The following is a 23,839-nucleotide window of genomic DNA, read 5'->3' as shown; positions in this document are numbered from 1 at the left end:
CAAATCAGGCCGACAACGAAGGGAGGAAGCCAAAATCTTGACCACGGCGTAACCGCCGTTCCATACACAAAAGGCGGGTCAATTCTCGGTGGAAATACCGGGTCAGTTCTCAGTGAAAATCAACAGTTCAGCCGCACACCTCCCAAAATTACATCATTTCAGCGCCTTACAAGCTATTCACCAAATCCGCGCAGTCATCAGGTCCGAAGAATATCGGCCCTCAGAGACCGCTTCCGGGCCTCTTGGCAGCAGGGGCAGTGCTCAGCCCCTCCCGCATAACCCTCGAAAACAACGGAAAAATCCGGCCGCAGCCGGATCGAGAGAACGCTTTCGCGAGGGCAAGTGGCGGAGGGGACGGGCCTCAGATCCAACGTTCTCCAATTCTGTCGGACTTGCTGCAGTTCGGACTTGGTTCAGATTTCTATTTACAACAATTGCTTACAAGAATTCTTTTTTGAAGCGGTCCATCTGATGCATCCGCTCGTGGAGGATGGTGGAAATTCCGATGTCCCCGTTCGGCAATCGCCGCCAGTATACGAAATGGCTCTCGTAGCGAAAGAAGTATCCCTCGACCCCGAACTCGGCCGGCACGGGTCTCGACGTGACTCCGCGTGTGTCGATCTGCTCGAAAGCGGCGAACAGACCGGTGATGTAGATCTCGGCTTGCGCCTCACCCTACCGGTCGCGGGTTTAGCGGTAGATTTCGTCGAGACGCAGTGAGGCCGTCTCATGGACCCCGATCGCCATGGACTCAGGTCCGGTTCCGGGCGATCACCTCAGCAGCGTTCAGCGGCTTGTAGCTGTCCTCGGGCGCCGCGAAGGCGCGGTTCAACTCGGCCTTCAATCGATCGAACGCTTCGCGCTGCGCACGCTCTTCGTCGCGACGGATCAGATCCCTGATGTATTCGCTGACATTCTTGTACGCTCCGTCCTCGCCGACATTGGTTGCGACGAACTCGCTGAGCGCGCCGCTCACGCGAACTGTCATGGTGGTGGTGCGACGCATAGCGCGCTCCCTTTTTGGTATGTACTCAAGATGACCAAAAACGAACACGAAACAAGTGTGCGGATACCGCGTGGCGTTACCACACGTCGTCTGCCGCTCGGTGTCGCCTGAAAGCCGCTTCGCGTCCATGAAATCCGCCGGATAGCAGGGTTCGAGCGGCCGTTTTTGCCAAGCGCTGACCTCGTCCACGACGGCATTCGTGATCGCTGAAATCAGACTGGGTGAGGCCTCGACGCCATAGATGTCTTCGTTATGCCCCCGGATTTTGCGGGTGCTCATCCCCCGCGCGTACTCAGACAAGTCCCCGACAGGCCTCTCAAAACACAGATCGCGTAACCGCAAAATGCCATCACACAATACCAAGTAACGCCAAAATCAGTTTGCGCAAAGACATAGCGATCCCGGGTTCGGGCTTGTTGCGACCGGTTAAACGGCGGGCAATCCCACATAACGGCAATCCAGTCCCGGCTAACGACAATCGTTTTGCGCCCAACGGCACGACCTCGACCGGCTTATCTCGCTGAACAACGGGTGTCAGGGGGCCCGAATGCCCATTTTTCCTGCATTTCCAAAACAAGAAAAATGTATCACACCGTTCAACCTGTTGGATAAAAGTGCCTTTTTGACGATGAGGAAGGGGCCTTCCGCATCTGATATCGTGATTTTCTCCGTACAAAAGCAGAGACCATCTCGCCAGAAAATAAATGCACAGCCATTTGTTCCCTATTCGTGTCGATGCCAAGAAACGGCTTACAACCGCTCGGTTGTCAGCCCGTAACGCTGTCTCGGTTTCGGTGCGTCGGCCTGGTTCTCGCAGCGCCTTGCCCAACAACCACGGGTCCAGACTGGTTTGGCGGCGCAGGCGGTCGGGCCTTCCCGCGCAGCCACTCAAGCTTTCATGCGCAGGCCCTTCGGATCGTAAAGCGGACGCAGAGAGGCGGCCGCCTCGATCCGCGTGCCCATGACGTCGATCTCGAAGGTTGAGGCAAGCACGTCGTCCGTGCTTTCACCTGCGCAGGGGACATAGCCAAGACCTACAGCGCCGCCCAGGCTGTGGCCGTAATTTCCCGATGTCAGGTGACCAACGATGTCGCCGTTCCTCAGGATCGGTTCATAGTGATAGAGCAGCGGTTCATGGTCCTTTAAGAGAAACTGCAGCATGCGCATCCGCGGCCCGGTCTCCTCGCGCCGCAGAACTGCGTCGCGGCCGATGAAGTCGGCCTTTTTGGTATCCACCGCAAAGCCCAGTCCGGCATCGATCACGTGATCCTCGCTGGTGATGTCGTGACCGAAGTGGCGGAATGCCTTTTCGATCCGGCAGCTATCCATCATGTGCAGGCCACACAGCTTCAGGCCCACATCCTGTCCCGCCTCCAGAAGCGTTTCGAAGACATGCCCCGCCATATCGGCCGGCACATAGATTTCCCAGCCGAGCTCGCCAACATAGCTGACCCGGTGGGCGCGGGCGAGCCCCATGCCGATTTCGATCGGCCGCGCCGTGCCAAAAGGCGCTGCGGCATTGGAGAAATCGTCCGGGCTGACCCGGCTCAACAGATCGCGGGACTTCGGCCCCATGACGGCCAGAACCCCCTCGGCGGCCGTCATGTCGGTGATCGTCACGCGGAAGCCGTCCGCGTGGCGCAACAGCCAGGTCTGGTCCGCCAGGCGTGTCGCCGCCGGGGTCACCACCAGATAACCCGTTTCCGACAATCGGGTGATCGTCACGTCCGCCTCAATCCCGCCGCGGGAATTGAGCATCTGCGTATAGACGATCTTGTCCAGCGGAACCGACAGGCTGGCGCCGCAGACACGGTTGAGAAAGGCCTCCGCTTCCGGTCCTTCGACCTTGAGCTTTCCGAAGGATGACATGTCGTACATGCCGACATTTTCCCGGATCGCCCGGTGTTCCTCGGCGGCGTTTTCGAACCAGTTCTGACGGCCCCAGCTATACCGATAGGCGCGCTCCTCGCCGCCGCGGGCAAACCAGTTGGCCCGCTCCCAGCCGGAGACTTCGCCCATGACGGCGCCCTGCGCGATCAGGTGATCGTGGAACGGGCTGCGCCGGACGCCCCGCGCCGTCGCCTTTTGGCGGAACGGAAAATGATCGGCGTAGAGCAGCCCGAGGGTCTCCTTGGACCGCTCATACAAATACCGCGCGTTGCCCTGGAACGGTTGCATTCGCGCGATGTCCACCGTTCCGAGATCGAACGGTTTCTCGCCGTCCTCCATCCACCTGGCAAGGGCCATGCCGGCCCCGCCCGCCGACTGGATACCGATGGAATTGAACCCGGCCGCGACCCAGAAATTGTCCGTTTCAGGCGTAAGGCCCAGATGGTAGGCGTCGTCGGGAGTGAAGCTTTCGGGTCCGTTGAAGAACGTGTGAATGCCGGCCTCGGCCAGCAACGGCATCCGGTTACAGGCCGCTTCGAGGATCGGTTCGAAATGGTCGAAATCCTCCGGCAACTGGTCGAACTCGAAGTGGTCCGGAATGCCGTCCATGCCCCAGGGCTTGGCAACCGGTTCGAACGCGCCGACGAGCATTTTCCCGGCGTCCTCCTTGTAGTAGGTGCATTCGTCGGGCACCCGGAGGACTGGTACGGCCCCGAGGCCGGGCACCGGCTCGGTCACAATGTAAAAATGCTCGCAGGCGTGCAACGGGATGTTCACGCCCGCCATGCGACCCACCTCCCGGCCCCACATTCCCGCGCAATTCACCACATGTTCGCACGCGATATGGCCTTCCACCCCGGTTTCGTCGCGCCAGTCGACCCCGACGACACGGCGTCCCCGGCGCGTGATCCCCGTGACCTCGACATTCTCGACCAGCCGCGCGCCGTTGTTGCGCGCGCCTTTGGCCAGCGCCATCGTGATGTTTGTTGGATCGCCCTGGCCATCGCTCGGCAGCCAGACCCCACCGGTGACACCGTCGATGTTCAGATGCTCGTAGCGCGCCTTGATCTCGCCGGGACCAAGTTCCTCCACCTCAACGCCGAAGGCGCGGGCCATCGCCGCGGTGCGGAAGACTTCTTCGCGCCGTTCGGCGGTCAGCGCGGCGGTGATCGAGCCGCACCGCCGGAAACCGGTCGCAATGCCGGTTTCTTCTTCGAGGGTACTGTAAAGCTCCTGCGTGTATTTCGCCAGCCGGGTCATGCTGGGCGAGGATCGCAGCTGTCCGATCAGACCGGCGGCGTGCCAGGTCGTGCCCGATGTCAGGCGCTTGCGCTCCAAGAGCACGACGCCGGTCCACCCCTGCTGTGCCAGGTGATAGGCGACCGACGTTCCGATAACGCCGCCTCCGATGATGACGACATTTGCATTTGCTGGTAATCCGCTCATGTGCGCTCCGTTGCGATCCGGGCTGGGTCGAAATGAGGTCAGATGCACTCGCCGCCGTCAATGACCAGCGCGTGTCCGGTCATGAACGACGACCGGTCGGACGCCAGAAACACGATGCTGTCGGCGATCTCTTCGACGGTTCCAAACCGGCCCATCGGCAACGTGTTGGCGATGTAGTCCTCAAGCTTGTCACGTCCGCCCATCTGGACTTCGAACCCGCGGTTGAACGCGGTATCGATGAAGCCAGGGCACAGCGCGTTGAAGCGGATGTTCTCGGGCGCGTAGTCGGCCGCCATCTGCCGGGTCATGGCCAGCACGGCATGTTTGGTGGTGCAATAGGCGATCATCTCGCGATCGTATTGAACGCCAGAATTCGATGAGGTGATGATAACGCTGCCAGCGCCCCGCGCCCGCATAGGACCGAGAGCCGCCTGCGCGGCCACGAAATGCGAGCGCACGTTCAGCGCCCAGGAGGCGTCCATATCCTCGACCTTGACGTCCTCCAGCTTGCCTTCGATCTGGATGCCAGCGTGGGAATGCAGAATATCAAGCCGTCCATGGCGTTCGGCGGTGTCGGCGATGGCAGCACGCAGTGCCACGTCGTGCGTTGCGTCCAGCTCAAGCGGCTCGGCCCTGAAGCCTTCCTTATTGATCGCGTCCGCCACCGCCCCAGCCGCCGCGCGGTCCCTGTCCGTGACGACGACGATCGCCCCTTCGCGCGCCAGTGCTCTTGCTCCGGCGGCGCCAATCCCAGATCCGGCACCCGTGACGAAGGCGACCCGGTTTTCAAGCTGCATGGGTATCTCCTTTTCCCCAATTCGCGTCACCGTTCCGGCCGGCGCCGGAGGATGAGCTGGGCGATGATCAACAGAAGCAGTGAGGCGACCATGACTATGGTGCCGATTGCGTTGATTTCGGGTGTGACGCCACGGCGGATCGACGAAAAGACATAAATCGGCAGCGTCGTCTCTGACCCGGCCACAAAGAACGCGATGATGAAGTCGTCGAAGCTGAACGTGAAGCTCAAAAGAAAGCCGGCCAGGATCGCGGGGGCGATCAGTGGCAGCGTCACCTGCATGAACGTTGCGAGCGGCGTGGCGTAAAGGTCAGCCGACGCTTCGCCGAGGACCTGTTCTAGGCTGGCGAGCCTCGCCCGGACGATGACGATGACAAGCGCCATCGTGAACATGGTATGGGCGGCGATCAGGGACCCGATGCCCATGGAAAGCCTGGGCGGCTGGCGATCTTCGAACCAAAGAGACGCCAGCAGCGGATTGAGGACGTCAAACACCGTAACAAGCGCGATCAGCGTGGCGATGCCGATGACAATGCCGGGGATCATGATCGCGACATAGATGACCCCGTCAAAGACTGCCCGGGCGGGTCCGCGCATGGTCTGAAGGCCGACCGCGGCAAGCGTTCCCAGAACGCTGGCGAGAGTTGCGGAAACAAAGGCGACAATCAGACTTGTTTCCAGCGCATCCATGACAAAGGGATTTCGGAACGCGCGCACGTACCACTGGACCGAAAAACCCTGCAGCTGACTGGCGTGTCGCCCGGCGTTGAAGCTGAACAGCGCGATGATCGCAATCGGCGTGTAGAGAAACAGGTAGACGCAAAAAGCATAGATCCGCATCGCGGCCTCACATGATCGATATGTCTTGGCGGCCGCTGTGCAGCCTGGCGATCAGGCGCATGTAGACCGTGACGGTCACCAGCATGATAACAATCAGCGTGAAGGCCACCGCGGAGCCAAAGGCCCAGTTACGCGACTGCAGGAAAAGGTCGACGAGCGCGTTGCCGACGAAGAAGACCTTGCCGCCGCCGAGCAGCGCGGGGATCAGGAACTCGCCCATCAGCAGGATGAATACGAGCATGCATCCGGTGGCTACACCCGGAATGGACAGCGGCAGCGTGACCTGGAGAAAGGTCGAAAATGGCCTTGCCCCAAGATCGGCTGACGCTTCCAGAAGGCGCTTGTCGAGCCGGTCGAGGCTGACATAGATCGGAAACACCATTAGCGGCAGATAGCCGTAGACAATGCCGATCAGCACCGCGAACGGGGTGTAGATCAGCCGCACGCCCTCTATGCCGACCATCTCGAGAAGAGCCGGAAGCCCGCTTCCGCCGAGGATGAAGATCCACGCATAGCTACGGATCAGGATCGAGGTCCAGAACGGCACGATCACAAGGACCAGAAGGATGATCTTCCACTTCGGATCGGTTCGGACTGCGAGCTGGTAGGCCAAGGGATAGGCGATCAGCATAGCGGCGATGGTGCCGAGCGGCGCGAGGATCATGGTGTTCTTGAACGCAGTGAACCGCGCCGGGAGGTTTGCGTATTGCTCAAAGGTGAAAGCGGGAACATAGCCGCCGGCCGGCCCCCGCTCTCCAAAGCTGAACACGAAAATGACGCTGAGGGGCAGCACAAGCATCACCACGAACCAAGCTGCGGCAGGCGTGACGAGCAGCCAGTTGCGTTCGCGACGGGTCATGGTCGTGCCGCCCCTCCGTCCTCAGGCCGACTTGAACCGCGCGAGCAACTCGGCACGGTTCGGATCGGTCAGGGTCGCCGCGGCGCCGAATTCCAGGGCATCCAGGAGATCCTGCGCCGGATAGAGGATCGGATCGTTCAAGATGGCTTCGGGCAGCAGCGCGTTGGTGTTCGCGTCAGCGACCGGGTAGCCATGGGCCACGACCTCACGCGCATTCACCTGCGGATCGAGCATGTAGTTGATCAGGGCGTAGGCGGCGTCCCGATGCGGTGCGCCCTTCGGAATAGCGTAGTAATCGCTCCAGACCTCGCCGCCTTCGCGGCCGAGCACAAAGGCGATCTCTGGCATGTCGGCGTTGAGTTGCTTGCCGTCGCCGGTCCAGCACATGGTAAGCCACGCATCGCCCGATCGCATGGCCGGCTGATAGTCCGAAGAAATCGCGAAAAGATGCGGCTTCACTTCGATCAGCAGTCTCTCCGCATCGGCAAGCTCGGATTCTTCGACAGAGTTGAAGGAGTAGCCGAAGTATTTCAGCGCGTTGCCGATGGTCGTGAGTTGATAGTCATGCACCATCGTCCGGCCCGAGAAATCATCTTTCGTGCGGTCGAAGAAGTCCTTCCAACTCGTCAGAGACGTGCCACCATCGTGCGAAGTGTTCACGGCAAACCCCGTGGTGCCCCAGTTCTTCGGGACGGCGTATAGGGTGCCGTCCACGGTACCCGCGTCCGAGAACCGCGGATCGAACGCATCCGCGTCGTAGTTCGGAAGCTTCGAGACATCGAGCGGTTCGATCAGATCCTCGGATACATAGGTCGTGATAGTGTAGTTTGTCGGGACGAACACATCCCAACCGCTGCCACCGGCCTGGAGTTTGGCTAGCATTTCCTCGTTGGAGCCAAACACATTCACCTGCACAAAGGCACCGGTTGCGTCGGTGAACATGTCGAAATTGGCGGTGTCGTGGTAATTCGGCCAGGTCGCCAGCACCACCCGGTCGCCGATGTCGCTCGAGGCCAGTGCCGCTCGTGGCCGCAAGGCGGGCATTGCCGTGCCAAGAACCGCTGTTGCGGCGCCCAGTCCGGTGACACCAAGGAAATGGCGGCGGCTGACCGAACCTTTCCGGTAGCGCCGCAACTCTTCCATGAACTTCCACTTCGATATGTAGCCAGTATCCGTCATCTGCCGGTACTCCCTGCTGCTTGGGTTGAAAAGCCTCAGTCCGGGCTGAGCACTAGTGCCCGCGCCGGGTTCCAGTTGATGTGGACCGGTTCGCCGGTCTGGAACGACAAGTCGTCAGGTTGTCCCTGGCGCGGCGCAAGCACATTGAGGCTGCCAAGCGCCGGCTGCTGGACGAGATACTCGGTGTGTTCTCCGAGAAAGATCCGGTTGTGGACCGTGCCCGGCAGACTTCCGGGCGCCGCGTCGCGATGCATGTGGATCTGTTCCGGACGAACGCTGAGGCACGCTTCGTCGCCTGCCTTCAGTCCCGCGTTGGCCGCGCCCTGAAGGCGCAGGCCGGAGGGTGTCGCTAGGGTAGCAACCCCGTCCGCAACATGCTCGACCCGGCCATCGATGAAATTCGAGGTCCCGACAAAGTCCGCGACATAGCGAGACTTGGGATGATCATAGAGATTTTGCGGGTCTCCCGTTTGAATGATCCGTCCCTCGCGCATCACGCAAATGCGGTCGCTGAGGGACAGCGCCTCTTCCTGGTCATGGGTGACCAGGACAAAGGTGATCCCGATCTGCCGCTGCAAATCCTGCAACTCAATCTGCATTTCCTTGCGCAGCTTGCGGTCAAGAGCAGCGAGTGGTTCGTCCAAAAGCAACAGTTTCGGTTCATTGACGATGGCCCGGGCAAGCGCCACGCGTTGCTGCTGTCCGCCGGACATCTCCCAGACACGGCGCTTTTCGAAGCCGGTGAGGCGCACGATCTCGAGGGCCCGTCCGACCTTGCGGGCGATCTCCGCCCGGGCCAGGCGCGGCCGCCGCTGTCTCAAACCGTAGCCGATATTGTCGGCAACGTTCATATGCGGAAACAGGGCGTAACTCTGGAACACCATGTTCACCGGCCGCCCGTAGGGTTCGATTGTGTTGACTACCTGGCCGTCGATCAGCACTTCGCCACTGGTTGGGGCCTCGAAACCTGCTAGCATGCGCAATGCTGTCGTCTTGCCGCAGCCCGACGGACCGAGAAATGACAGGAACTCTCCCGGGGCGATGCTGAGATTGAGCTGATCCGCCGCAACCACATCTCCAAAGACCTTAAAAACATTCCGTAATGCTGCAATTGGCGGCCGGGCATCCGGCTGCTCGCTTGTGGCATATTGCAGATCTATCGGAATATGTGTCATCAAACCCAATCTGTAGAATATCGCAGGAATACGGATAGTTGAGAGAAATTAGCGTTTTCTGTAAATACTCAATTCATTATATGAGTTTACGCATAGATGATACGCAAGGGGCTAATAGATGGACTGGATGGACCCGGCGGGACGGATCGTGGAGAACATCGGGACGCCCGGCTTTGGTGACGCTCTGGCGCAAGGCCTGCGCGAAGTTGCACCGTACGATTTCGCCGTAATCTTTGGCTATGTCGGGTCGGAGCGGCCGATAGATCTATTCGATGATTTTCCGCCAGACCGGCGCCGGTTGCATGTCGAGGAGTATCAGGAAGGTCCGTACCTGCTGGATCCGTTTTTCCTGATCACGCTAGAGCCGGCCGAGCCGGGGCTGTGGCGCATGCGCGAGATCGCTCCAGACCGGTTTTACCAGGGTGAATACTACCGAAACTACTATGCCCAGACCGGGCTGGCGGAGGAGATCGGTTTCCTGATCCGGGTCAACGCGGATCTTCTTATCGTCGTGTCTCTGATGCGCAAAGAGAAGAGGTTTTCCAGCGCCGAGGTGCGTGCCCTGAGGCGGGTCTGGCCCGTCATCGATGCAGCCTGCCGGAAACACTGGAAGGATCTGACGTTTTCGGACCGTGCGCAGGCAAGCAGCATGGGAGACCGGATCGAAAGCGCCTTTCGCAGTATCGGCGAAGGTGTTCTGACAGCCCGCGAGCGTCAGATCGTCGAACTGACACTGAGGGGACACTCGGCAGACGCCACCGGAAAACTGTTGTCGATTTCGTCCGGAACGGTGCGGATTCACCGCCGGAACATCTACACCAAACTAAGGATCAGTTCTCAGGGAGAGCTGTTTTCCTTTTTCATTAATGCGATGCTCGCCAGCGGCACGACTCCTTTTCTGGCCAGTGCCAATCCCTCCGCGACGGCCTGAGAACCCGTCCTGCCTGCGTGTCTCTGAGGGAAGCACGCGGGCATTGCTTTTGGGCTCCGTCTCGTCTCGCCCGGAGAAGCGCGGCAAGCAAGAGTCAGTCGCCGCCGGTCTTCAACCGGGACCATCGGCACCCGGCTCCAGAGCCAATCCGCAGCAACAGCGCGGAGCCCGGCCCATGTACACTGCTGTCCGGTTTCTTGAAGCGATCGTCCGCTCCTCAAGTCACTACCATCATCCGAATGCGGGTCTTCGGATCAGTCGTGCAGGCCAAGGCAGCGCAGACGGGAATAGAGCGTCGACGGCTTCATCTCCAGCAATTTGGCAGCTCCGCCGGGACCGGTGATTCGGCCGCCGGTCATGAACAGCCTGCAACAGCAGGCCAAGTTCGACGCGTTTATAAAGGAATTCAATGAGGAGCGCCCTCATGAAGCGCTTGAAATGAAGACACCGGCTGAAGTCTACAGGCCCTCGACGCGGCAGTATCAGGGCCTGCCGGAGCTGGACTATCCCTTCCATGACCGGGACGCTTTGGTCACCGCGTGCGGACGGATCTGCATGCATCGCAAGAAGATCAACGTCTCGACCGTTCTGGCCGGTCAGAAACTCGGGATCAAGGAAGTGGAGGAGGGAATTTGGCTGATCAGCGTCATGACCAATGATCTGGGATACATCAATCTGGAGCAGAGAACACTACAGACAATCAACAACCCGTTCGGCACGAGGTTGCAACCCATGTCTCCGGTACAAACCGATAACTATGTCTCCGGATCGGACGGGGGGCAAGTGGCAGCGCGGACGGGACCGTGGTGGAAGGTTCTCCATCGTCTACGGCATTCACGCTTGGCATTGCGAATGATATCTATATTTTTCATATGACCCGGTTGAGATCCAAAGTGTCCGATGTCGGCTGTTAGCACGCGTCGCCTACGACCTGCGCCAGTTTGTCAGTAGGTTCATTCGCCGGCAGCATCATACACACCGCTCGGCGCAGCCTCGCGCGCCAGGGCCTCCGCCGCGTGTTGGATCCGCGCGGGGTCGTAAGCCCGATCCCAGCGCAAGTTTGTCGTCCACGACAGCCACAGATCCGTGCGGCCCGGCGGCGGCGGCGCGGCATCGATGATCGCCGGGGCGGCGCCGTAAAGGCCGGGTGGACCCAGATTGTCCGGCGGAAGCGCCTCGAGTTCGTAAACGCGCGGCATCCCGGTCTCGTCGCGGCGGATGCCGACGGGGTAGATGTCGAACCGGTCGATCAACATCTGCCGCAGGGCGAACCACGCCTCCGCATCGGCCTCCGCGTCGGCGGTCCGGACAACGGTGCCCGCGCGGTAGCCGACCGACATCAGCGGGATGTCCGGCGCGCCTTCGTTCGTCCATTCGCGCAGAACCCACCGACCGCTCACGCCAGGCAAGGCCGCATCGGCGGCCGGGCCACCAAGGCGCTCGAGCGCCTGGCGCAGGGCCGCGCGCATTCCCGCGACTCGCTCCATCGATACAGCCTCGGCGCGATCGAGTTCGGCGAAATAGGCCTCGAGGCCCGCCCCCGGATCAATCGAGGACACCGCATCAAGCACAATCCGTGCGCCCACGTCCTCGGGCGTGCCCATGGCGTCGAGCAGGACGACCACATGCGGCCCCTGGCGCGCCACCCACGCCGTCGGATCGCGTGCATCGTCCCGTTTGTAGGCGACCCGCGCGACCTCGACGCCATCGGGCCGCGTGCGCCAGCCCGACGTGAAATCGGGGCGACCGGCGGTCTCGCGCCTGCCCGCGTTCGGCCATTGTGGGTCCTTCCCGAGGCTCGCGGCGGCACGGGCATGATCTTCGGGCTCGAGTGCGCTCTCCCCGCGCCCCAGGCGCACGACCAGCATGCTGGGCGCGATCCGGAAGCCGCCCATGAAGACCTGGCCGACCTCGCGCTCGAAATAGTAGTCGACGAAGGGGCCGGGCTTCAGGCTCGTCCATCCCTCGGAATTTCCATCATCGACGTAACCCAGGACCTCGACACGCGCCTCGGGCGGGCCGTAGGACCGGGCACCGGCAAAGGGAATGGTCGGCCCATCCATTTGCGCCGGCACCTCCACCGATCCGAATGGCTCGATCCGCGCGGTCCGCATGGCCTCGGCGTCGAGTGGGCTCGCCCGATCGACCACCAGCGGAACCGCCACCAGTGCCACAAACCCCAGCATTACAGCCCCGACAATCCCCGCGACGCGCTTCATCGGCCGGTCTCCCGGCAAGCGCAGCCAGGCCGACCGCAGATCCCCGTGACCTTGCGGATTGGCACGGACATGGTCGCTCCCGGCTTAAGATCGAGTGGCATCATTCTGGCGGTCATCCTCTGCACTCGTCGGGCTGGCCCTCGCGGATGATCCAGTTCTCGGCGTCGCGCGCGATCAGGGACCTGCGCTCGACCCGGTCGGGATCGAAATTTGCCGCCTCGATCTCGGACTGCAAGAACGCGGTGACCAGCACGCAATCTTGGCCCATGAACCGCTCGACCCGCGGGTCGACGATCGGAACCGCGGAGAACCCGACATCATGGCTCCCCGCGAAGTGGATGTCCGCAAGGCCCGTCGCGCCGATGTCCCAGATCGCGAAGCCCTCGAGCGCGCCCGCACCGGCATCGGACGCGTTGAGGCCGGCCATCCGGCGACCGCCGTCGGAGAAGGCCGGCCGAAGGCCCGTGTCCACCATCCCGCCCGATCCGGCGCGGTCGAACACCCTGTATCCATAGGCGTCGGCCCCGACCCACGCATATCCAAGAAACCTGTCGGACCTGAAGAACTCGGGCTCCGCAAAGTTCGACATCCAGACCGCCTCGTCGCAGATCATGCCCCCCCCGAGCGTCGAAACGGCCACATGATCGCCATCATAAGCCATCACGTTCCGGAAATGCGGCGGTATCGTGAAGGGCTCCCGCATCTCCCGAAAGCTCGCCAGTTCCTCCGCCGGATACGCGCCGAGGGCCGGGCAGCTTGCCAGGTTGGCCTGGGCAACCGCTGCGGAGATCTGCGAGGCGGAAAGGATCGCCGCCGCGGCCAACACGTTTATCCGCTTCAGGCCCATCGCCGATCTTCCTTTCCTCCCGCCTAAAAGGCCGCGCATGCCCTACCCTCTCCGGCTGCCTCAGCCATAGTCGCAGACAACGTGCCGTCCTCCGGCAGCCTGCAGGCCCTGTCCGCATCCGAGCACAGGACTGCACCCATGCGCGCATTGATGCCGCTCCTCGTCAGACCGCGATCCTCGGCCTGGCCTCGGCCTGTCAGGACGACCGAAACGTCGGTCCCGTCCCCGAAGCGAAGGCAGCCATCCGCGCGTCGGACAAAAAACGAATTGCCCTCGCCGCTTCTGAAGAGGCACGGGCCGTCGTATCGCTCGGCGCCGTTATCGATCAGGCAGTGGACGAGCCTCTCGCCCGCGAGCGAGGCCTGGGAAAGCTGCCCAGCCATGTCAGGCCGCGCGTTTTCCGACGCCGCCCCTTGCCGCGCCGGTCCATGGCCCGACATGCCGGCCGCATCGGGAGCACCGGCAGTTTCGCGCGCGACGGCAGCGGCACCGTACCCCGGAAAGCCGAGCGTCGCGCCGCCGAGGACAAGAAGAGTCGCGCGGTTCACCATGCGGGTTCCAACATTGGATAGACCCTGAGTGGCGCACCTTCCGATGAGGCGACCGCGTTACCAGCCCCGCGAATGGCAAGTCTCCCCTGCAAGTGGCACCAACCGTCGCGTAGTGGCAAGGCTAAACCTCCCCCACCCAACGACTGTCCGACGGGCGGGCCGGGTCCACGAGGATCCGGATGCGCGCGCGCACCTCGGGCGGTTTCGCCCGGCCCCCAGTCGGAAACGCGGCTCGGACATGGGTCACGCCGGCTTCATCGGTATAGCGGTATCTGACCCTCCAGCGGCCCGCCGAGGCGGACTTCGAGTCCAGCTGCTCGATCGCCACCACCTCCGCATCACGCTCGACCCCGCGCGCGAGGACCCGTGCTGTCCGGGATGCCGCGACGGCCGATGCTGCGATGAGGGCAAGCCCGGCTGCGCCGAACGCGCCCCCGCCGGCGAAGAAGGCGAAGGCTTCGCTCGCGATCTCGTCATCGACCAGGTCGTGGCGCCGGGGGTCTCGCGGAAGGTAGCGGAGGTCGACCGACTCCCCGACGGCCAGGGTTTCCCAAAAGGCCCGCGGGACGGCCCTCTCTTCCTCGACCGATGCTCCGCCCGCCACCTCGTACCGATAGCGAAGAAGCCACTCGGTGTCGTAGCCTGCTACGCCTCCGGAGGTGCGCCGGACCTGGGCCGTCCGCTTCTCTACAACGACGCCCGCGACGCGAACGCCGTAGCGTTCCATCTCGCCGGCCGCGCCGCTCCGCAGGATGCCAAAGACGATAGCGATGCCGGCCACGGCAATGAAAGCGGTGCCGAGAACAAATCCATTACTCCGCATGAAAGCGAAAATCGCATCGCCACATCACAGTTTTATAAACGAAGATGCTCCGCGAAACAAAACTGAGTCTCTCACTAAATACAGTATCTAACCCGATGATGGAGGCAGTGGTAGTAGGACTGAGGTCGAATGCTCTCCACCTTCAGCTTTTCTTGAGTATTCCGACGAAGCATAACCACATTGAACTTGCCTATATCTGGGGCTTACGCCTTCTTTTCTAACAACAGAACGATTTGTCCAAAAGGAAACAACGATGTGCGGGAAATGTTGATTTTCACTGAGAACTGACCCGGTAAGGCCCGATTTTTTCACTGAGAACTGACCCATGTTTAAACCCACCCCTGCGTGATTTCGGCGGGGGACGACGGAGTGATAGACATGGCGTTGTTGAGCGTTATCAGGCGCTGGCATTTTCGTGATCAGCTTTCGATCCGGGAGATCTCCCGGCGCACCGGATTGTCCCGGAACACAGTGCGCAAGTATCTGCGCGCCGATACGGTTGAACCCACATTCAAGCTTCCCGAACGGCCCAGCAAACTCGATATCTTTGCCGATAAGTTGTCGGCCTGGTTGCGGGCAGAGTCGAACAAATCGCGCAAGCAGAAACGGACGGTGAAGCAACTGCACGCCGATCTGGTGAGCCTCGGCTATGATGGTTCCTATGGCCGGGTGAAGCTATCGGCATGGCGCGGTTCATCCTTCATCGACCGCGCTTTCCGGGCGCTCCGGCAAGGCGGCACGTTCAGATGCGCGACGCGCCTGGGAGTATCGATTTAACAGGAAGCTACAACAGCAGAGCGTCGAGCACTTCCTGAAGGCGGTTGCTAAGGTTCTCTATTCCGAACCCGACATGTCCACTGCTCTTCGTCTCGCAACGATTCAGGATCGGTTCGAGGGCTACATGCCCATGACACAATACGGTCATCTCATCCCGCCCGCACAGCGAGTGAACAACCCGGAACCCGTTCAAACCGACATCGAAGATTTCACCTGAGAGAAGATCTGATCTTCGGAGCCGCCGTCGCTTGACCAGAAAGGCATCCGGAGGGGTGCATTAGAAGGTGGAAAGCGAAGCGAGCCTTGTAATGTAACCAGCCGGGTGCCACGTCAAGAAGCGACGGATGGGCCGGAGTTCTGATCTTTGGTGAGCCAGAGCACCCTTTTTCGAAACCTTACATCCTGAACGACGTCGTCGTTTCCGGATCGATCTCACACTGAAATCTTTCCTCATAGTCGCGCTTCTGGATATTCTCAGCCGCCTCGCCCGCAAGTTGGTCGATCGGCCGACGCCGATTAATCGGATCATCCTTCGTCATCCGGCGGATCTCACCGATCAATTTCAATTCGCGCATTGCCTCGAACTTCGAATCCTTGGAGTGCTCCTCTAGCCTCTTCCTCGAGGGATGGTCCTTCCAATGGCGCTCGGCACTCTCAAGCTGCCATTGTGAGACGTCACGGCGTTCCTTCAGGAACGCTTTCCGATCGGACGCTTTTACGGCGATCGACCGTAGGCGATCCATCTCTCGTTTCCAGCGACGGTACGCAACGGGCCGGAGCGCCCAATTCGGCTTCCGCTCCTTCAAGGATTTGAAGGCCTCCCACGAGGTCGAGGCTTTCATCCAGGCTTTGCTGTACCGGCGTTGGAGTTCGACTTTCGTGTGCCGGGCCGCCAGGAGCCATTCGGGCTCCGGTGGATGGCCGTCGACGATCGCCTTCGCCGCTGCGAAGCGCACGGTGAGCTGACGATCAAGCTTTTCTTCCGAACCCCTGAAGACGTCGCGGAGCTTCGCCATGAAGCCGCGTGTCTCGATCCTCGAGAGGCGGATGACCCACATGCTGAAGGCAATCCATTCCCAGGAGAACCGAAAGGCTGCACAGGAAAAGGCCGAAGCGGTGATCGCGGATCTACGGGCGCAACGCCTGACACGAGCAGCCGATCTCATTGAAGAGAGCATCGGCGAGACGTTGACCTATTACGGCTTTCCGGACAGCCATTGGCGCAAGATCAGGACAAACAACCCGCTGGAACGGATCATGAAGGAAATCAGGCGAAGGACACGGGTCGTGGGAGCCTTCCCGGATGGCCAATCATGCCTGAACCTGGCCGCGGCTAGCGACATATCGCATGAACCCGGCTTCGATGAGCGCGCTATGAAGCGCAAACAGACGCTTGCTCCCCCGGTTCTTTGTTTTTCGTTCCTCTTCCTCTCCCTCTTCATTTTCCAAGGGCTTCGTCAAGTCTGCCGCCCAACGACCGGGCGTCACTTCAATTATGTCTTTGCCTTGTAGAAACAACAGTTCGGCGAGACGAGCACCTGTCAGTGTTGCGAGCAGTGGCAGCCATTTCAGGTCCGGACGTTTTTCATGAGCGGCGCTCCGGAACCAGACGTTCAACTCGTCGGTTGAAAGCGAATTTCGTTCGACCGATTCTCGAGCTTCGGTAGAAATGCGCACTGCGACACCAACAAACGGATTTGGAAAGTCATGCTGACCTGCCATATCCCGGAATATGCTCTTGAGCGGGCTCAGGTACTTTTCGGAAATTGTGGTTTCGGTAAATGTTTCATGCCTTCGCTTGGGCGGAAGTCCATTGTTGTGGTCAGCGGCCTCTTGCAAAGTTCCATCGCGCATCTCCGGACGCCGACTCCAGTTCGCAGGAACGTGAACCAGCAGGTTGGCGTATTCCTGAAAATCTAGGAATTTGTACTTGTTCAACGGTCGATCACCGCAAAAATCAATGAAATTCCGTATTCGATTGATCTGCCCGTTCACGTTCTTCGCAGCGACATCTTGCTTTAGCTTCGCCTTTTTCCATCTTTCCAAAACTTCGGACAGCAGCGGCTTCGGCGGCCCTCCGCTTAGGGTTTGGGCAAGCAATGATTGCATTTGTTGGATCTGTAGAGCCATCTCTTTTATTGACGATGACGCCGAAGCCGTAGTCGTGCCATCCTTCTGAGACTTGACTACTTCCTTTGCGGTTTCCGCGAGCGACCTTATCTTTTCACCGACAAGGTTCATGCGCTCAGTCATCGCCTTTTGGTTAGTTAACTCGTCGGTCAGCATTCTTAGCTTAAGCGTCTTGACCTCAAGCCTGTGCTTTTCTTCCAATTGCGCCTGAATAGTCTCACCGTCCAAAATAGCCGCTAAGAGCATGTCCTGTAGCTCTTCAATGATTTGATCACGCGGATCGGTATCTGGACTGTCGGAACGGCTCATAGTTCCCCGCAAACGAGATTTAAAAAACGCGACTTCAACCCGCCCAGCCAACAGCCTGCTAAGACGTCTAGCCTTGATAGCGGGAATCGGCCCGAGTGAAATCCGGATGGGTGTTTTGCCATAAATGCTTTCAAGATCACAGGGAATCCGGATCTGGAAGCGAAAGCCGCTTGAGCGTTGGGTGAGGTACCGCATTGACGACTTCCCGGGTACAAATGTGGGTACAAACCCGCCCGAAAACACGTCATTTTCAATAAAATCAATAACTTATGAGTGGCGGAGAGGAAGGCCGCCTAAATGGGGTAACAGGCTGCACCATCCAGTATTTTTTCTATATTACTTTTCAATAACTTAACACCTAATTTTGTAACACCCTGTTTCATTCAATACCGTTCAATGCTATGTCTTTTGGGCGGGTAAGTGGACGGGTAAACCGCTTTTTTGACTGTCTTCCTACCCGCCCAAAAAGCCAGTTTTTGGAATCAAAACCGGTTAGGCGGAGAATTGGGAATCGAATGCCCAAAAAAGCGCGAGAATTGTCCGCTGCAGAGGTCCGGCGGATCGAACACCCAGGCAAGGGCCGCAATGTTTGCGTGCCGGTTGGGGGGGTAGGTGGGCTGCAAATGCAAGTGACGCCTAATGGCGCGCGATCCTGGCTTTTGCGGGTCCGAATGAATGGAAAACGCTGCGAGATGGGTCTCGGGTCTTACCCTGACGTTACCCTTGCACAGGCGCGGGACCGGGCGCGGATCATCAAGCAAAAAATCTGGGATGGTGTCGACCCTCTCGAAGACAAGCGCCGCATGACATTTGCGCAAGCGATGGAAAAGACGCTTGAAGCCAGAACCGCCGAGTTTCGAAACGCGAAACACAAGGCACAGTGGCGAAGCACATTGGACAATTACGCTGTGCCGGTCATTGGCCGGATGGCCGTATCACAAATTGAGGTCGCCGACATTCTGCGCGTCTTGCAGCCAATTTGGACAGAAAAGACCGAGACCGCGTCTCGACTGCGCGGACGGATCGAGGCGGTTCTCTCTTGGGCGACTGTCGGCGGACACAGGAGCGGCGACAACCCGGCAAGGTGGAAGGGCAATCTCGACGCGGTCTTGCCAAAACCGGGCAAGGTGTCGAAGGTTGTTCACAATCCGGCGATTGCTCTGGGCGATATTGCGGAATGGTTTGCGGATCTTAGGTCGCGTACCGGCATCGCAACACGCGCGCTGGAATTTCTTGCGATGACTGCGGCGCGGTCCGGCGAGGTGCGCGGGGCAACGTGGGCAGAAATCGACCTGGACGCGGGCTTGTGGATCATTCCTGCCGAGCGGATGAAGGCGCAACGCGAGCACCGGGTTCCTTTGACCAATGACGCAATCGACCTGCTGCGCGCCCTCCCCCGCTTTGAGGGCGTTGATTTTGTCTTTCCCGCTGCGAGAGGTGGCATGCTGTCTGACGCGGCTTTGAGCGCTTGCATGAAGCGGATGCATGCGGCGCGTGAAGGCGGATACCCCGACCCGCGAACGGGCCGTTTGGCCGTGCCGCATGGACTTCGGTCAAGCTTCCGGGATTGGGCGGCGGAGCGCACCGAGTTTGACCGTGACATGGCCGAGTTAGCGCTTGCACACGTGGTTGGCAGCGCCGTCGAAAGAGCCTATCGACGCTCTGACATGATTGAAAAGCGGCGGCAAATGATGGCCGCTTGGGCGCGTTTCTTGACGGGTGAGACGGCCGCAAAGGTCGTAAAGCTGGAGGTCGCGCGATGAAGGATGTTCTGCGCTTTAGTGACACGCTAACCTGGATGGAATATCGAATCGCCACTCTGGATGAGATCGACTTGGAAGAGATTCTTTGGTCTCAAGAGCAGCACGCGCTGGATGATGATTTGACGCGCCGTGTGTTGGCTGCAGATCGTGCTGCTTTGCGCGAAATTGAAAGATTGAAGTTGTGCGGCGAATACGACGCAAAACGATCTCGCCTTGCAAAATGTATTGATCCCGATCCGCCTGAAATCACAGAAAGGTTTCGCCGGATTAAGAATGGTGAGTTGCAGCCGGTTGAAAATTTTCTTGCGGGCTTACGTAGTGCGGACCCACAGCAAAGGAGCCAGTTTAAACAGCTTTACGAAAAGGGAGGCTTTGCAAATAAGCACTACCGGGAAATTTCACACATTCTGACTTGTCTTAAAAGCGCTCACAAACCAAAAGGCCGGCCGGGAGCCACTCCCCCTTGGCGAAATGTTGTCGATGCGCTTGATGAAATGCGTGTGGCTGTAGCAGACGGTCTATCAATCCCTCAAGCAGCGAGAGCCGCTGCAGAGAATGAGGCTCTGGCCGGAACAGATAATCGCGCCCGTTACTTCGAAAGACTATTCCGACAGCGGGCCAAATTGCGGGAATAAAATCCCGGCCATTTTATTGCCTTTTACGTTTTCAACGTGCTCTGGCTTGTTTGCTTTGGTAACAACCGGAGCAAATCAATGCCTGATACGTTTCTGAAAGATAAAGACTGTGCTGCACGCTATGGCGTGAGCCGTAATACTTGGTGGCGCTGGCATCGCGAGCGAACAGACCTTCCACGCGCTGTCCGTTTGTCTGACGGCTGCACCCGTTGGAGGCTTTCCGAAATCGTCAAGTGGGAAGCGGCAAAAGCTCAAGGGGGTGCGCAATGAGCCTTCGCACACCGACCGAAATTCATGGCGATATTAAGCGGATCGAAGCCGGGTGGGATCTCGTGCACAACGATTACTTTATACCGCCAGAGCACGAAATCCTGCTGTATCAAAGCGCTTGGGACGATGCGGACCGGCTTCTTTCAAATGAACCGACTGCGGCTTTCAAGAAAATGCTTGAGGGCCGGACCCATGCACTGCGGTCTCGGAGATTTGCCGAGCGCGCGCGGAAAAGCGGGGCCGCATGATGCATAAGGAAACGGAAAAGGCCGGAGGGGAGAGCTCCGGCCTTCAAAACCAAAATCATTGGGGCGAATTTGGTGCGGTTAAGCCCTACCTTTGTAGCCGCTGCAGCGTGATCTTGCAATCAAAAATCGGCTGACATGTCCGATTTAAGGGCGCTTGCGCGCAAACTAGGCGGCGACGTTGCGGGACGCGGCGTGGTCATGCCTGGGCCGGGGCATTCAAGCTCTGACCGGAGCTTGTTTATCACTTTTAACGGCGATGATTTTACCGTCCATTCTTTCGCTGGCGACGATTGGCGAGAGTGCAAAGACCATGTGCGGCAGATTCTTGGCGGGTCCGTCTACGTGCCCCCGGCATCGACACCGACCGGTCAGGACAACCGGGACTTTGCGCAACGTATCTGGAACGAGGCGAGATCCGCGAACGGCACGCAGGTTGAAGCGTATCTGACCGGGCGCGGGCTTGAGGTCGTGCCGGAGGCCTCAAGCCTGCGCTTCCACCCGGCTTGTCCCTTCAAGGGCGAGCGGGTTCCGGCAATGTTGGCGGCTATCGTCAACGCAAAGACCGGCAAATTCCAAGGGCTGCACCGAACCAGGCTCCATCCAAAAGACAAGGCGATGCTGGGCACGGCGAAAGGCGGCGCCGTGAAGCTAACGCAGGATGAGGACGTGACACACGGGCTTCACATCTGCGAGGGCATCGAAACCGGGCTCGCACTGATTGCGATGGGGTTCCGGCCGATGTGGGCATGCCTGTCGGCGGGTGGCATCAAATCCTTGCCGGTCCTGCCGGGCGTCGAGTACCTGACGATCTTCTCCGACAACGATCCAAACGAAACCGGCCAGAAGGCGGCGCATGAGTGTGCGCGGCGCTGGCGTGATGCGGGCTGTGAGGTTGTGGTCAAGCAACCGTCCATCCTGGGAACAGACTTTGCGGACGAGGTCGCATAATGGACGATTATATTTCACCTGAAGAGCGTCTTGCTCAATTTGGCTTTGAAGAGATCCCGATAACGGATGAAAATGCTATAGACTTAAAAAAAGCGAATGCCGAGGCCCGGCAGCGCAAGGGGCTGTTCAACTTCACATGTTCCAATGACCTTATGGCCAAGGAATTTGAGCCGACCAAGTGGATTGTGCCGGATTACGTGCCGGAAGGGTTCAGCGTTCTTGCCGGACGTCAGAAGCTTGGCAAGACATGGCTGGCGATAGACTGGGCGGTGGCGGTTGCCACTGGCGGCATGGCTATGGGCTCCATTCCTGTCGACCCCGGTAACGTTCTGTATGTCGACATGGAAAATGGACCAAGGCGTATACAAAGCCGGATTAGAACCCTGTTCCCCCATGGCGAGCCGGACCTGTCCCGGCTGGACTGGGCTACCGATATCATCCCGCTGGATCAAGGGTTCATCGATGCGGCCGAGAACTGGCGCAACGCAGTTCCCGACCCGCGAATGCTCGTCATAGACGTTCTGCAGAAGGTTAAACCCGCCGGCAAAGTTTCCCGCAACAGCTACGAGAACGATTACGCGGCCTTTGGCGATCTGCAAGCATGGGCGACCAAGCACGGCATAGCGGTGGTCGGCCTTCACCATACGCGCAAGGGCGGGGCCGACGACCCACTGGAAGCACTTAGCGGATCTAATGGCCTGTCGGCATGTGCGGACACAACGCTTGTCCTGGACAGGGATGCAAACGGAATGAGCCTTTATGTGAGAGGCCGGGATGTTGAGGAGCTTGAGACGGCGCTACGCTTTGACGGTGGTTTGTGGACGCTCCAAGGCGATGCACGCGAGGTCAGGCAGTCTGACGAGCGGGCGAGGATCAGGGCCGAGCTTGAGCAGGCCGACGAGCCACTGAGCCCCGCAGACATTCAAGCCCTTACGGGGATGAAGGGCGGCAGCATCCGGAGGCTTCTCATAAAGATGGCAAGTGACGGGCAGGTCCAGAAGGTCGGACGCGGACAGTATGCTCACAAGGATTACGTTGTTACCGACACCTAGACCCCCCGGTAACAACGGTAACAACGGTAACAACGCGTTAGAGAATGGCGGGAAACCGCCATTTTTTTTGTGCCGAATGTTACCGGCAGAAAATCAAGCGGTAACAAACAGCGGTAACAACCCACTTGTTACCGGTAACAAAAACAAGCGGTAACAATTCAAGCCATTGATATACTTGAGGTATTGGCCACTTGTTACCGTTGTTACCGTTGTTACCACCCCTTGAGGCGAGCGGTAACTTTGGCAGGCGCAGGGGCGATAAAATCGTTGCAAACGGGAACGATATTAAAACCGCGCGCCAACCGTGGCGGGGAGCGAGGTGGCTGGGGATAAACTGTTTCAGCTTGAAACAGTATCGGGGCAACTTGACCCAAAACCCCAAGGCGCAAAGCATCGTTCCAGACGGGAACAGTGAAGGGACTTTCGGGTCAACTTGACCCAAAAGTCGATGCACTGGGGCGCAAGAGCGGGCCGAGGTGGCTGGGGATAAACTGTCGCAAGTTGCGACAGTATCGTCGCAAGTTGCGACAAAAGTCGATGCACTGGGCCGCAAGGGGCGTGGACTGGGGCTAAGGGACTTTCGGGTCAAGTTGACCCAAAAGTCGCAAGGGGAACGAAGTGGCCAACGTTCCGGACGAGAACCTTGAAAAGCTGTTCCGGACCGGAACGCCTTTTCATGAGCTGTAAGTTCCGAAGGAGAACTTACGGGAGGTAAGGGACTTTCGTTTCAAGTTGAAACAAAAGCCCAGGGCGCAAGGGGCGTGGACTGAGGTTAAACCGGCGCAACTTGCGCCAGTATCGTCGCAACTTGACCCCAAGCCCCAAGGCGCAAAGCACACACAAAGTAGGTGGCAAGTAAATGGTCCCAATGCCGCGCAATATTATTACACGGGGGGACCGGTGTGGGGACACTTCCTTTCGCGCTCCTGAATGGCCGGTAGGGGGTACGTAAACCCTGGCGGCAAAGCCGGAGGATCGGCGCGGGGAGCAGTGCTTTCATAAACCGTCCGAAAAAAGGTTCAGACCTGGGGGGGGTGGTCAATTCTTTAGAATGAAAGGTTTAGGGAACGGCGCGGGGAGAAGCGATTAAACGCTAACACAGTTTTTTCACGCCCGCGCGCGAGGTAAGAAGCAAAAAGGAGCCG

21 protein-coding genes and 4 pseudogenes are annotated in these 23,839 nt (G+C 59.4%); 12 read left to right on the top strand and 13 right to left on the bottom strand.

Annotated features, from left to right (window positions below):
* The first annotated feature begins 408 nt into the window (after positions 1–408).
* Positions 409–720 (top strand): hypothetical protein, encoded by a 312-nt coding sequence (locus F0184_RS20660; protein ID WP_172972176.1) that lies wholly within the window; start codon positions 409–411, stop codon positions 718–720.
* 397 nt (positions 721–1,117) lie between these two features.
* Here the strand turns inward: F0184_RS20660 and F0184_RS20965 are convergent.
* The 7 genes and pseudogenes from F0184_RS20965 to F0184_RS19870 all read right to left on the bottom strand — a co-directional run.
* A pseudogene (locus F0184_RS20965) lies at positions 1,118–1,306 on the bottom strand (transposase); the annotation flags it as partial.
* 588 nt (positions 1,307–1,894) lie between these two features.
* Positions 1,895–4,342 carry a GcvT family protein gene (locus F0184_RS19895; RefSeq protein WP_150497903.1) on the bottom strand — a complete coding sequence of 816 codons (2,448 nt, stop codon included), beginning with the start codon at positions 4,340–4,342 and terminating at the stop codon, positions 1,895–1,897.
* A gap of 38 nt (positions 4,343–4,380) precedes the next feature.
* Positions 4,381–5,139: an SDR family NAD(P)-dependent oxidoreductase gene (locus F0184_RS19890; protein ID WP_150497902.1), complete on the bottom strand. Its 759-nt coding sequence runs from the start codon at positions 5,137–5,139 to the stop codon at positions 4,381–4,383.
* A 26-nt stretch (positions 5,140–5,165) separates the two neighbouring features.
* Entirely contained in the window at positions 5,166–5,978 is an 813-nt protein-coding gene (locus tag F0184_RS19885; protein ID WP_150497901.1) for an ABC transporter permease, read from the bottom strand.
* A 7-nt stretch (positions 5,979–5,985) separates the two neighbouring features.
* On the bottom strand, positions 5,986–6,837 hold the full coding sequence (locus tag F0184_RS19880; protein ID WP_150497900.1) for an ABC transporter permease: 852 nt from the start codon (positions 6,835–6,837) through the stop codon (positions 5,986–5,988).
* Between the two features lie 21 nt (positions 6,838–6,858).
* Positions 6,859–8,016, bottom strand: a complete 1,158-nt coding sequence (locus tag F0184_RS19875) for an ABC transporter substrate-binding protein (RefSeq protein WP_150497899.1) — start codon at positions 8,014–8,016, stop codon at positions 6,859–6,861.
* 35 nt (positions 8,017–8,051) lie between these two features.
* Entirely contained in the window at positions 8,052–9,191 is a 1,140-nt protein-coding gene (locus F0184_RS19870) for an ABC transporter ATP-binding protein (protein ID WP_150497898.1), read from the bottom strand.
* A gap of 118 nt (positions 9,192–9,309) precedes the next feature.
* Between F0184_RS19870 and F0184_RS19865 the strand changes: the two genes are divergently transcribed.
* Together F0184_RS19865 and F0184_RS19860 are read left to right on the top strand one after the other, a co-directional pair.
* Positions 9,310–10,122: a helix-turn-helix transcriptional regulator gene (locus F0184_RS19865; protein WP_150497897.1), complete on the top strand. Its 813-nt coding sequence runs from the start codon at positions 9,310–9,312 to the stop codon at positions 10,120–10,122.
* A 345-nt stretch (positions 10,123–10,467) separates the two neighbouring features.
* Positions 10,468–10,848 (top strand): annotated as a pseudogene (locus F0184_RS19860) (integrase core domain-containing protein); the annotation flags it as partial.
* A 227-nt stretch (positions 10,849–11,075) separates the two neighbouring features.
* Here F0184_RS19860 and F0184_RS19855 read toward each other — a convergent pair.
* From F0184_RS19855 to F0184_RS19840, 4 genes are all read right to left on the bottom strand, one after another.
* Positions 11,076–12,341, bottom strand: a complete 1,266-nt coding sequence (locus tag F0184_RS19855) for a hypothetical protein (RefSeq protein ID WP_150497895.1) — start codon at positions 12,339–12,341, stop codon at positions 11,076–11,078.
* 112 nt (positions 12,342–12,453) lie between these two features.
* Positions 12,454–13,188, bottom strand: a complete 735-nt coding sequence (locus F0184_RS19850) for a hypothetical protein (protein ID WP_150497894.1) — start codon at positions 13,186–13,188, stop codon at positions 12,454–12,456.
* Positions 13,189–13,211: 23 nt separating this feature from the next.
* A complete protein-coding gene (locus tag F0184_RS19845) occupies positions 13,212–13,739 on the bottom strand; it encodes a hypothetical protein (RefSeq protein ID WP_150497893.1) in 528 nt (175 codons plus the stop codon).
* A gap of 121 nt (positions 13,740–13,860) precedes the next feature.
* Complete coding sequence (locus tag F0184_RS19840) at positions 13,861–14,562, bottom strand: DUF3592 domain-containing protein (RefSeq protein WP_150497892.1); 702 nt, start codon at positions 14,560–14,562, stop codon at positions 13,861–13,863.
* Positions 14,563–14,940: 378 nt separating this feature from the next.
* Between F0184_RS19840 and F0184_RS19835 the strand changes: the two are divergent.
* Positions 14,941–15,234, top strand: a pseudogene (locus F0184_RS19835) (winged helix-turn-helix transcriptional regulator); the annotation flags it as partial.
* A 178-nt stretch (positions 15,235–15,412) separates the two neighbouring features.
* Positions 15,413–15,556 carry a hypothetical protein gene (locus F0184_RS20655; protein WP_172972175.1) on the top strand — a complete coding sequence of 48 codons (144 nt, stop codon included), beginning with the start codon at positions 15,413–15,415 and terminating at the stop codon, positions 15,554–15,556.
* A gap of 178 nt (positions 15,557–15,734) precedes the next feature.
* Here F0184_RS20655 and F0184_RS19830 read toward each other — a convergent pair whose 3' ends face one another.
* Entirely contained in the window at positions 15,735–16,397 is a 663-nt protein-coding gene (locus tag F0184_RS19830; protein ID WP_172972174.1) for a hypothetical protein, read from the bottom strand.
* Here F0184_RS19830 and F0184_RS19825 point away from each other — a divergent pair.
* Positions 16,387–16,642 (top strand): annotated as a pseudogene (locus tag F0184_RS19825) (transposase); the annotation flags it as partial. The gene F0184_RS19830 and the pseudogene F0184_RS19825 sit on opposite strands and share 11 nt — an antisense overlap.
* Before the next feature lie 8 nt (positions 16,643–16,650).
* Here F0184_RS19825 and F0184_RS19820 read toward each other — a convergent pair.
* Positions 16,651–17,973, bottom strand: coding sequence for a DUF6538 domain-containing protein (locus F0184_RS19820; RefSeq protein ID WP_150497890.1), 1,323 nt, complete (start codon positions 17,971–17,973; stop codon positions 16,651–16,653).
* A 320-nt stretch (positions 17,974–18,293) separates the two neighbouring features.
* Here F0184_RS19820 and F0184_RS19815 point away from each other — a divergent pair, with 320 nt between their 5' ends.
* From F0184_RS19815 to F0184_RS19790, 6 genes are all read left to right on the top strand, one after another.
* On the top strand, positions 18,294–19,541 hold the full coding sequence (locus F0184_RS19815; RefSeq protein ID WP_150497889.1) for a tyrosine-type recombinase/integrase: 1,248 nt from the start codon (positions 18,294–18,296) through the stop codon (positions 19,539–19,541).
* On the top strand, positions 19,538–20,176 hold the full coding sequence (locus F0184_RS19810) for a hypothetical protein (protein ID WP_150497888.1): 639 nt from the start codon (positions 19,538–19,540) through the stop codon (positions 20,174–20,176). Before F0184_RS19815 ends, F0184_RS19810 begins: the two co-directional genes overlap by 4 nt.
* A gap of 78 nt (positions 20,177–20,254) precedes the next feature.
* Entirely contained in the window at positions 20,255–20,446 is a 192-nt protein-coding gene (locus tag F0184_RS21150) for a helix-turn-helix transcriptional regulator (protein WP_150497887.1), read from the top strand.
* The gene (locus F0184_RS19800; RefSeq protein ID WP_150497886.1) at positions 20,443–20,694 is read left to right on the top strand and encodes a transmembrane 9 family protein; all 252 of its coding nucleotides are present in this window, start codon (positions 20,443–20,445) and stop codon (positions 20,692–20,694) included. The genes F0184_RS21150 and F0184_RS19800 overlap by 4 nt, the downstream gene beginning before the upstream one ends.
* Before the next feature lie 312 nt (positions 20,695–21,006).
* Positions 21,007–21,642: a DUF7146 domain-containing protein gene (locus tag F0184_RS19795; protein WP_206668390.1), complete on the top strand. Its 636-nt coding sequence runs from the start codon at positions 21,007–21,009 to the stop codon at positions 21,640–21,642.
* Positions 21,642–22,694 carry an AAA family ATPase gene (locus F0184_RS19790; RefSeq protein WP_150497884.1) on the top strand — a complete coding sequence of 351 codons (1,053 nt, stop codon included), beginning with the start codon at positions 21,642–21,644 and terminating at the stop codon, positions 22,692–22,694. Before F0184_RS19795 ends, F0184_RS19790 begins: the two co-directional genes overlap by 1 nt.
* Positions 22,695–23,839 lie beyond the last annotated feature (1,145 nt).

It is taken from the genome of Roseibium aquae, assembly GCF_008711285.1.
Taxonomy (GTDB): domain Bacteria; phylum Pseudomonadota; class Alphaproteobacteria; order Rhizobiales; family Stappiaceae; genus Roseibium; species Roseibium aquae.
Note: the sequence above shows the minus strand (reverse complement) of the source record. Positions and strands in the feature narration are given on the sequence as shown.

What these genes read in the sequence shown, in the direction of transcription:
- F0184_RS19895 (WP_150497903.1), bottom strand. Translation starts at nt 4,342, where the DNA reads ATGAGCGGATTACCAGCAAATGCAAATGTCGTCATCATCGGAGGCGGC.
- F0184_RS19890 (WP_150497902.1), bottom strand. Translation starts at nt 5,139, where the DNA reads ATGCAGCTTGAAAACCGGGTCGCCTTCGTCACGGGTGCCGGATCTGGG.
- F0184_RS19885 (WP_150497901.1), bottom strand. Translation starts at nt 5,978, where the DNA reads ATGCGGATCTATGCTTTTTGCGTCTACCTGTTTCTCTACACGCCGATT.
- F0184_RS19880 (WP_150497900.1), bottom strand. Translation starts at nt 6,837, where the DNA reads ATGACCCGTCGCGAACGCAACTGGCTGCTCGTCACGCCTGCCGCAGCT.
- F0184_RS19875 (WP_150497899.1), bottom strand. Translation starts at nt 8,016, where the DNA reads ATGACGGATACTGGCTACATATCGAAGTGGAAGTTCATGGAAGAGTTG.
- F0184_RS19870 (WP_150497898.1), bottom strand. Translation starts at nt 9,191, where the DNA reads ATGACACATATTCCGATAGATCTGCAATATGCCACAAGCGAGCAGCCG.
- F0184_RS19865 (WP_150497897.1), top strand. Translation starts at nt 9,310, where the DNA reads ATGGACTGGATGGACCCGGCGGGACGGATCGTGGAGAACATCGGGACG.
- F0184_RS19855 (WP_150497895.1), bottom strand. Translation starts at nt 12,341, where the DNA reads ATGAAGCGCGTCGCGGGGATTGTCGGGGCTGTAATGCTGGGGTTTGTG.
- F0184_RS19850 (WP_150497894.1), bottom strand. Translation starts at nt 13,188, where the DNA reads ATGGGCCTGAAGCGGATAAACGTGTTGGCCGCGGCGGCGATCCTTTCC.
- F0184_RS19845 (WP_150497893.1), bottom strand. Translation starts at nt 13,739, where the DNA reads ATGGTGAACCGCGCGACTCTTCTTGTCCTCGGCGGCGCGACGCTCGGC.
- F0184_RS19840 (WP_150497892.1), bottom strand. Translation starts at nt 14,562, where the DNA reads ATGCGGAGTAATGGATTTGTTCTCGGCACCGCTTTCATTGCCGTGGCC.
- F0184_RS20655 (WP_172972175.1), top strand. Translation starts at nt 15,413, where the DNA reads ATGTCCACTGCTCTTCGTCTCGCAACGATTCAGGATCGGTTCGAGGGC.
- F0184_RS19830 (WP_172972174.1), bottom strand. Translation starts at nt 16,397, where the DNA reads ATGTGGGTCATCCGCCTCTCGAGGATCGAGACACGCGGCTTCATGGCG.
- F0184_RS19820 (WP_150497890.1), bottom strand. Translation starts at nt 17,973, where the DNA reads ATGCGGTACCTCACCCAACGCTCAAGCGGCTTTCGCTTCCAGATCCGG.
- F0184_RS19815 (WP_150497889.1), top strand. Translation starts at nt 18,294, where the DNA reads ATGCCCAAAAAAGCGCGAGAATTGTCCGCTGCAGAGGTCCGGCGGATC.
- F0184_RS19810 (WP_150497888.1), top strand. Translation starts at nt 19,538, where the DNA reads ATGAAGGATGTTCTGCGCTTTAGTGACACGCTAACCTGGATGGAATAT.
- F0184_RS21150 (WP_150497887.1), top strand. Translation starts at nt 20,255, where the DNA reads ATGCCTGATACGTTTCTGAAAGATAAAGACTGTGCTGCACGCTATGGC.
- F0184_RS19800 (WP_150497886.1), top strand. Translation starts at nt 20,443, where the DNA reads ATGAGCCTTCGCACACCGACCGAAATTCATGGCGATATTAAGCGGATC.
- F0184_RS19790 (WP_150497884.1), top strand. Translation starts at nt 21,642, where the DNA reads ATGGACGATTATATTTCACCTGAAGAGCGTCTTGCTCAATTTGGCTTT.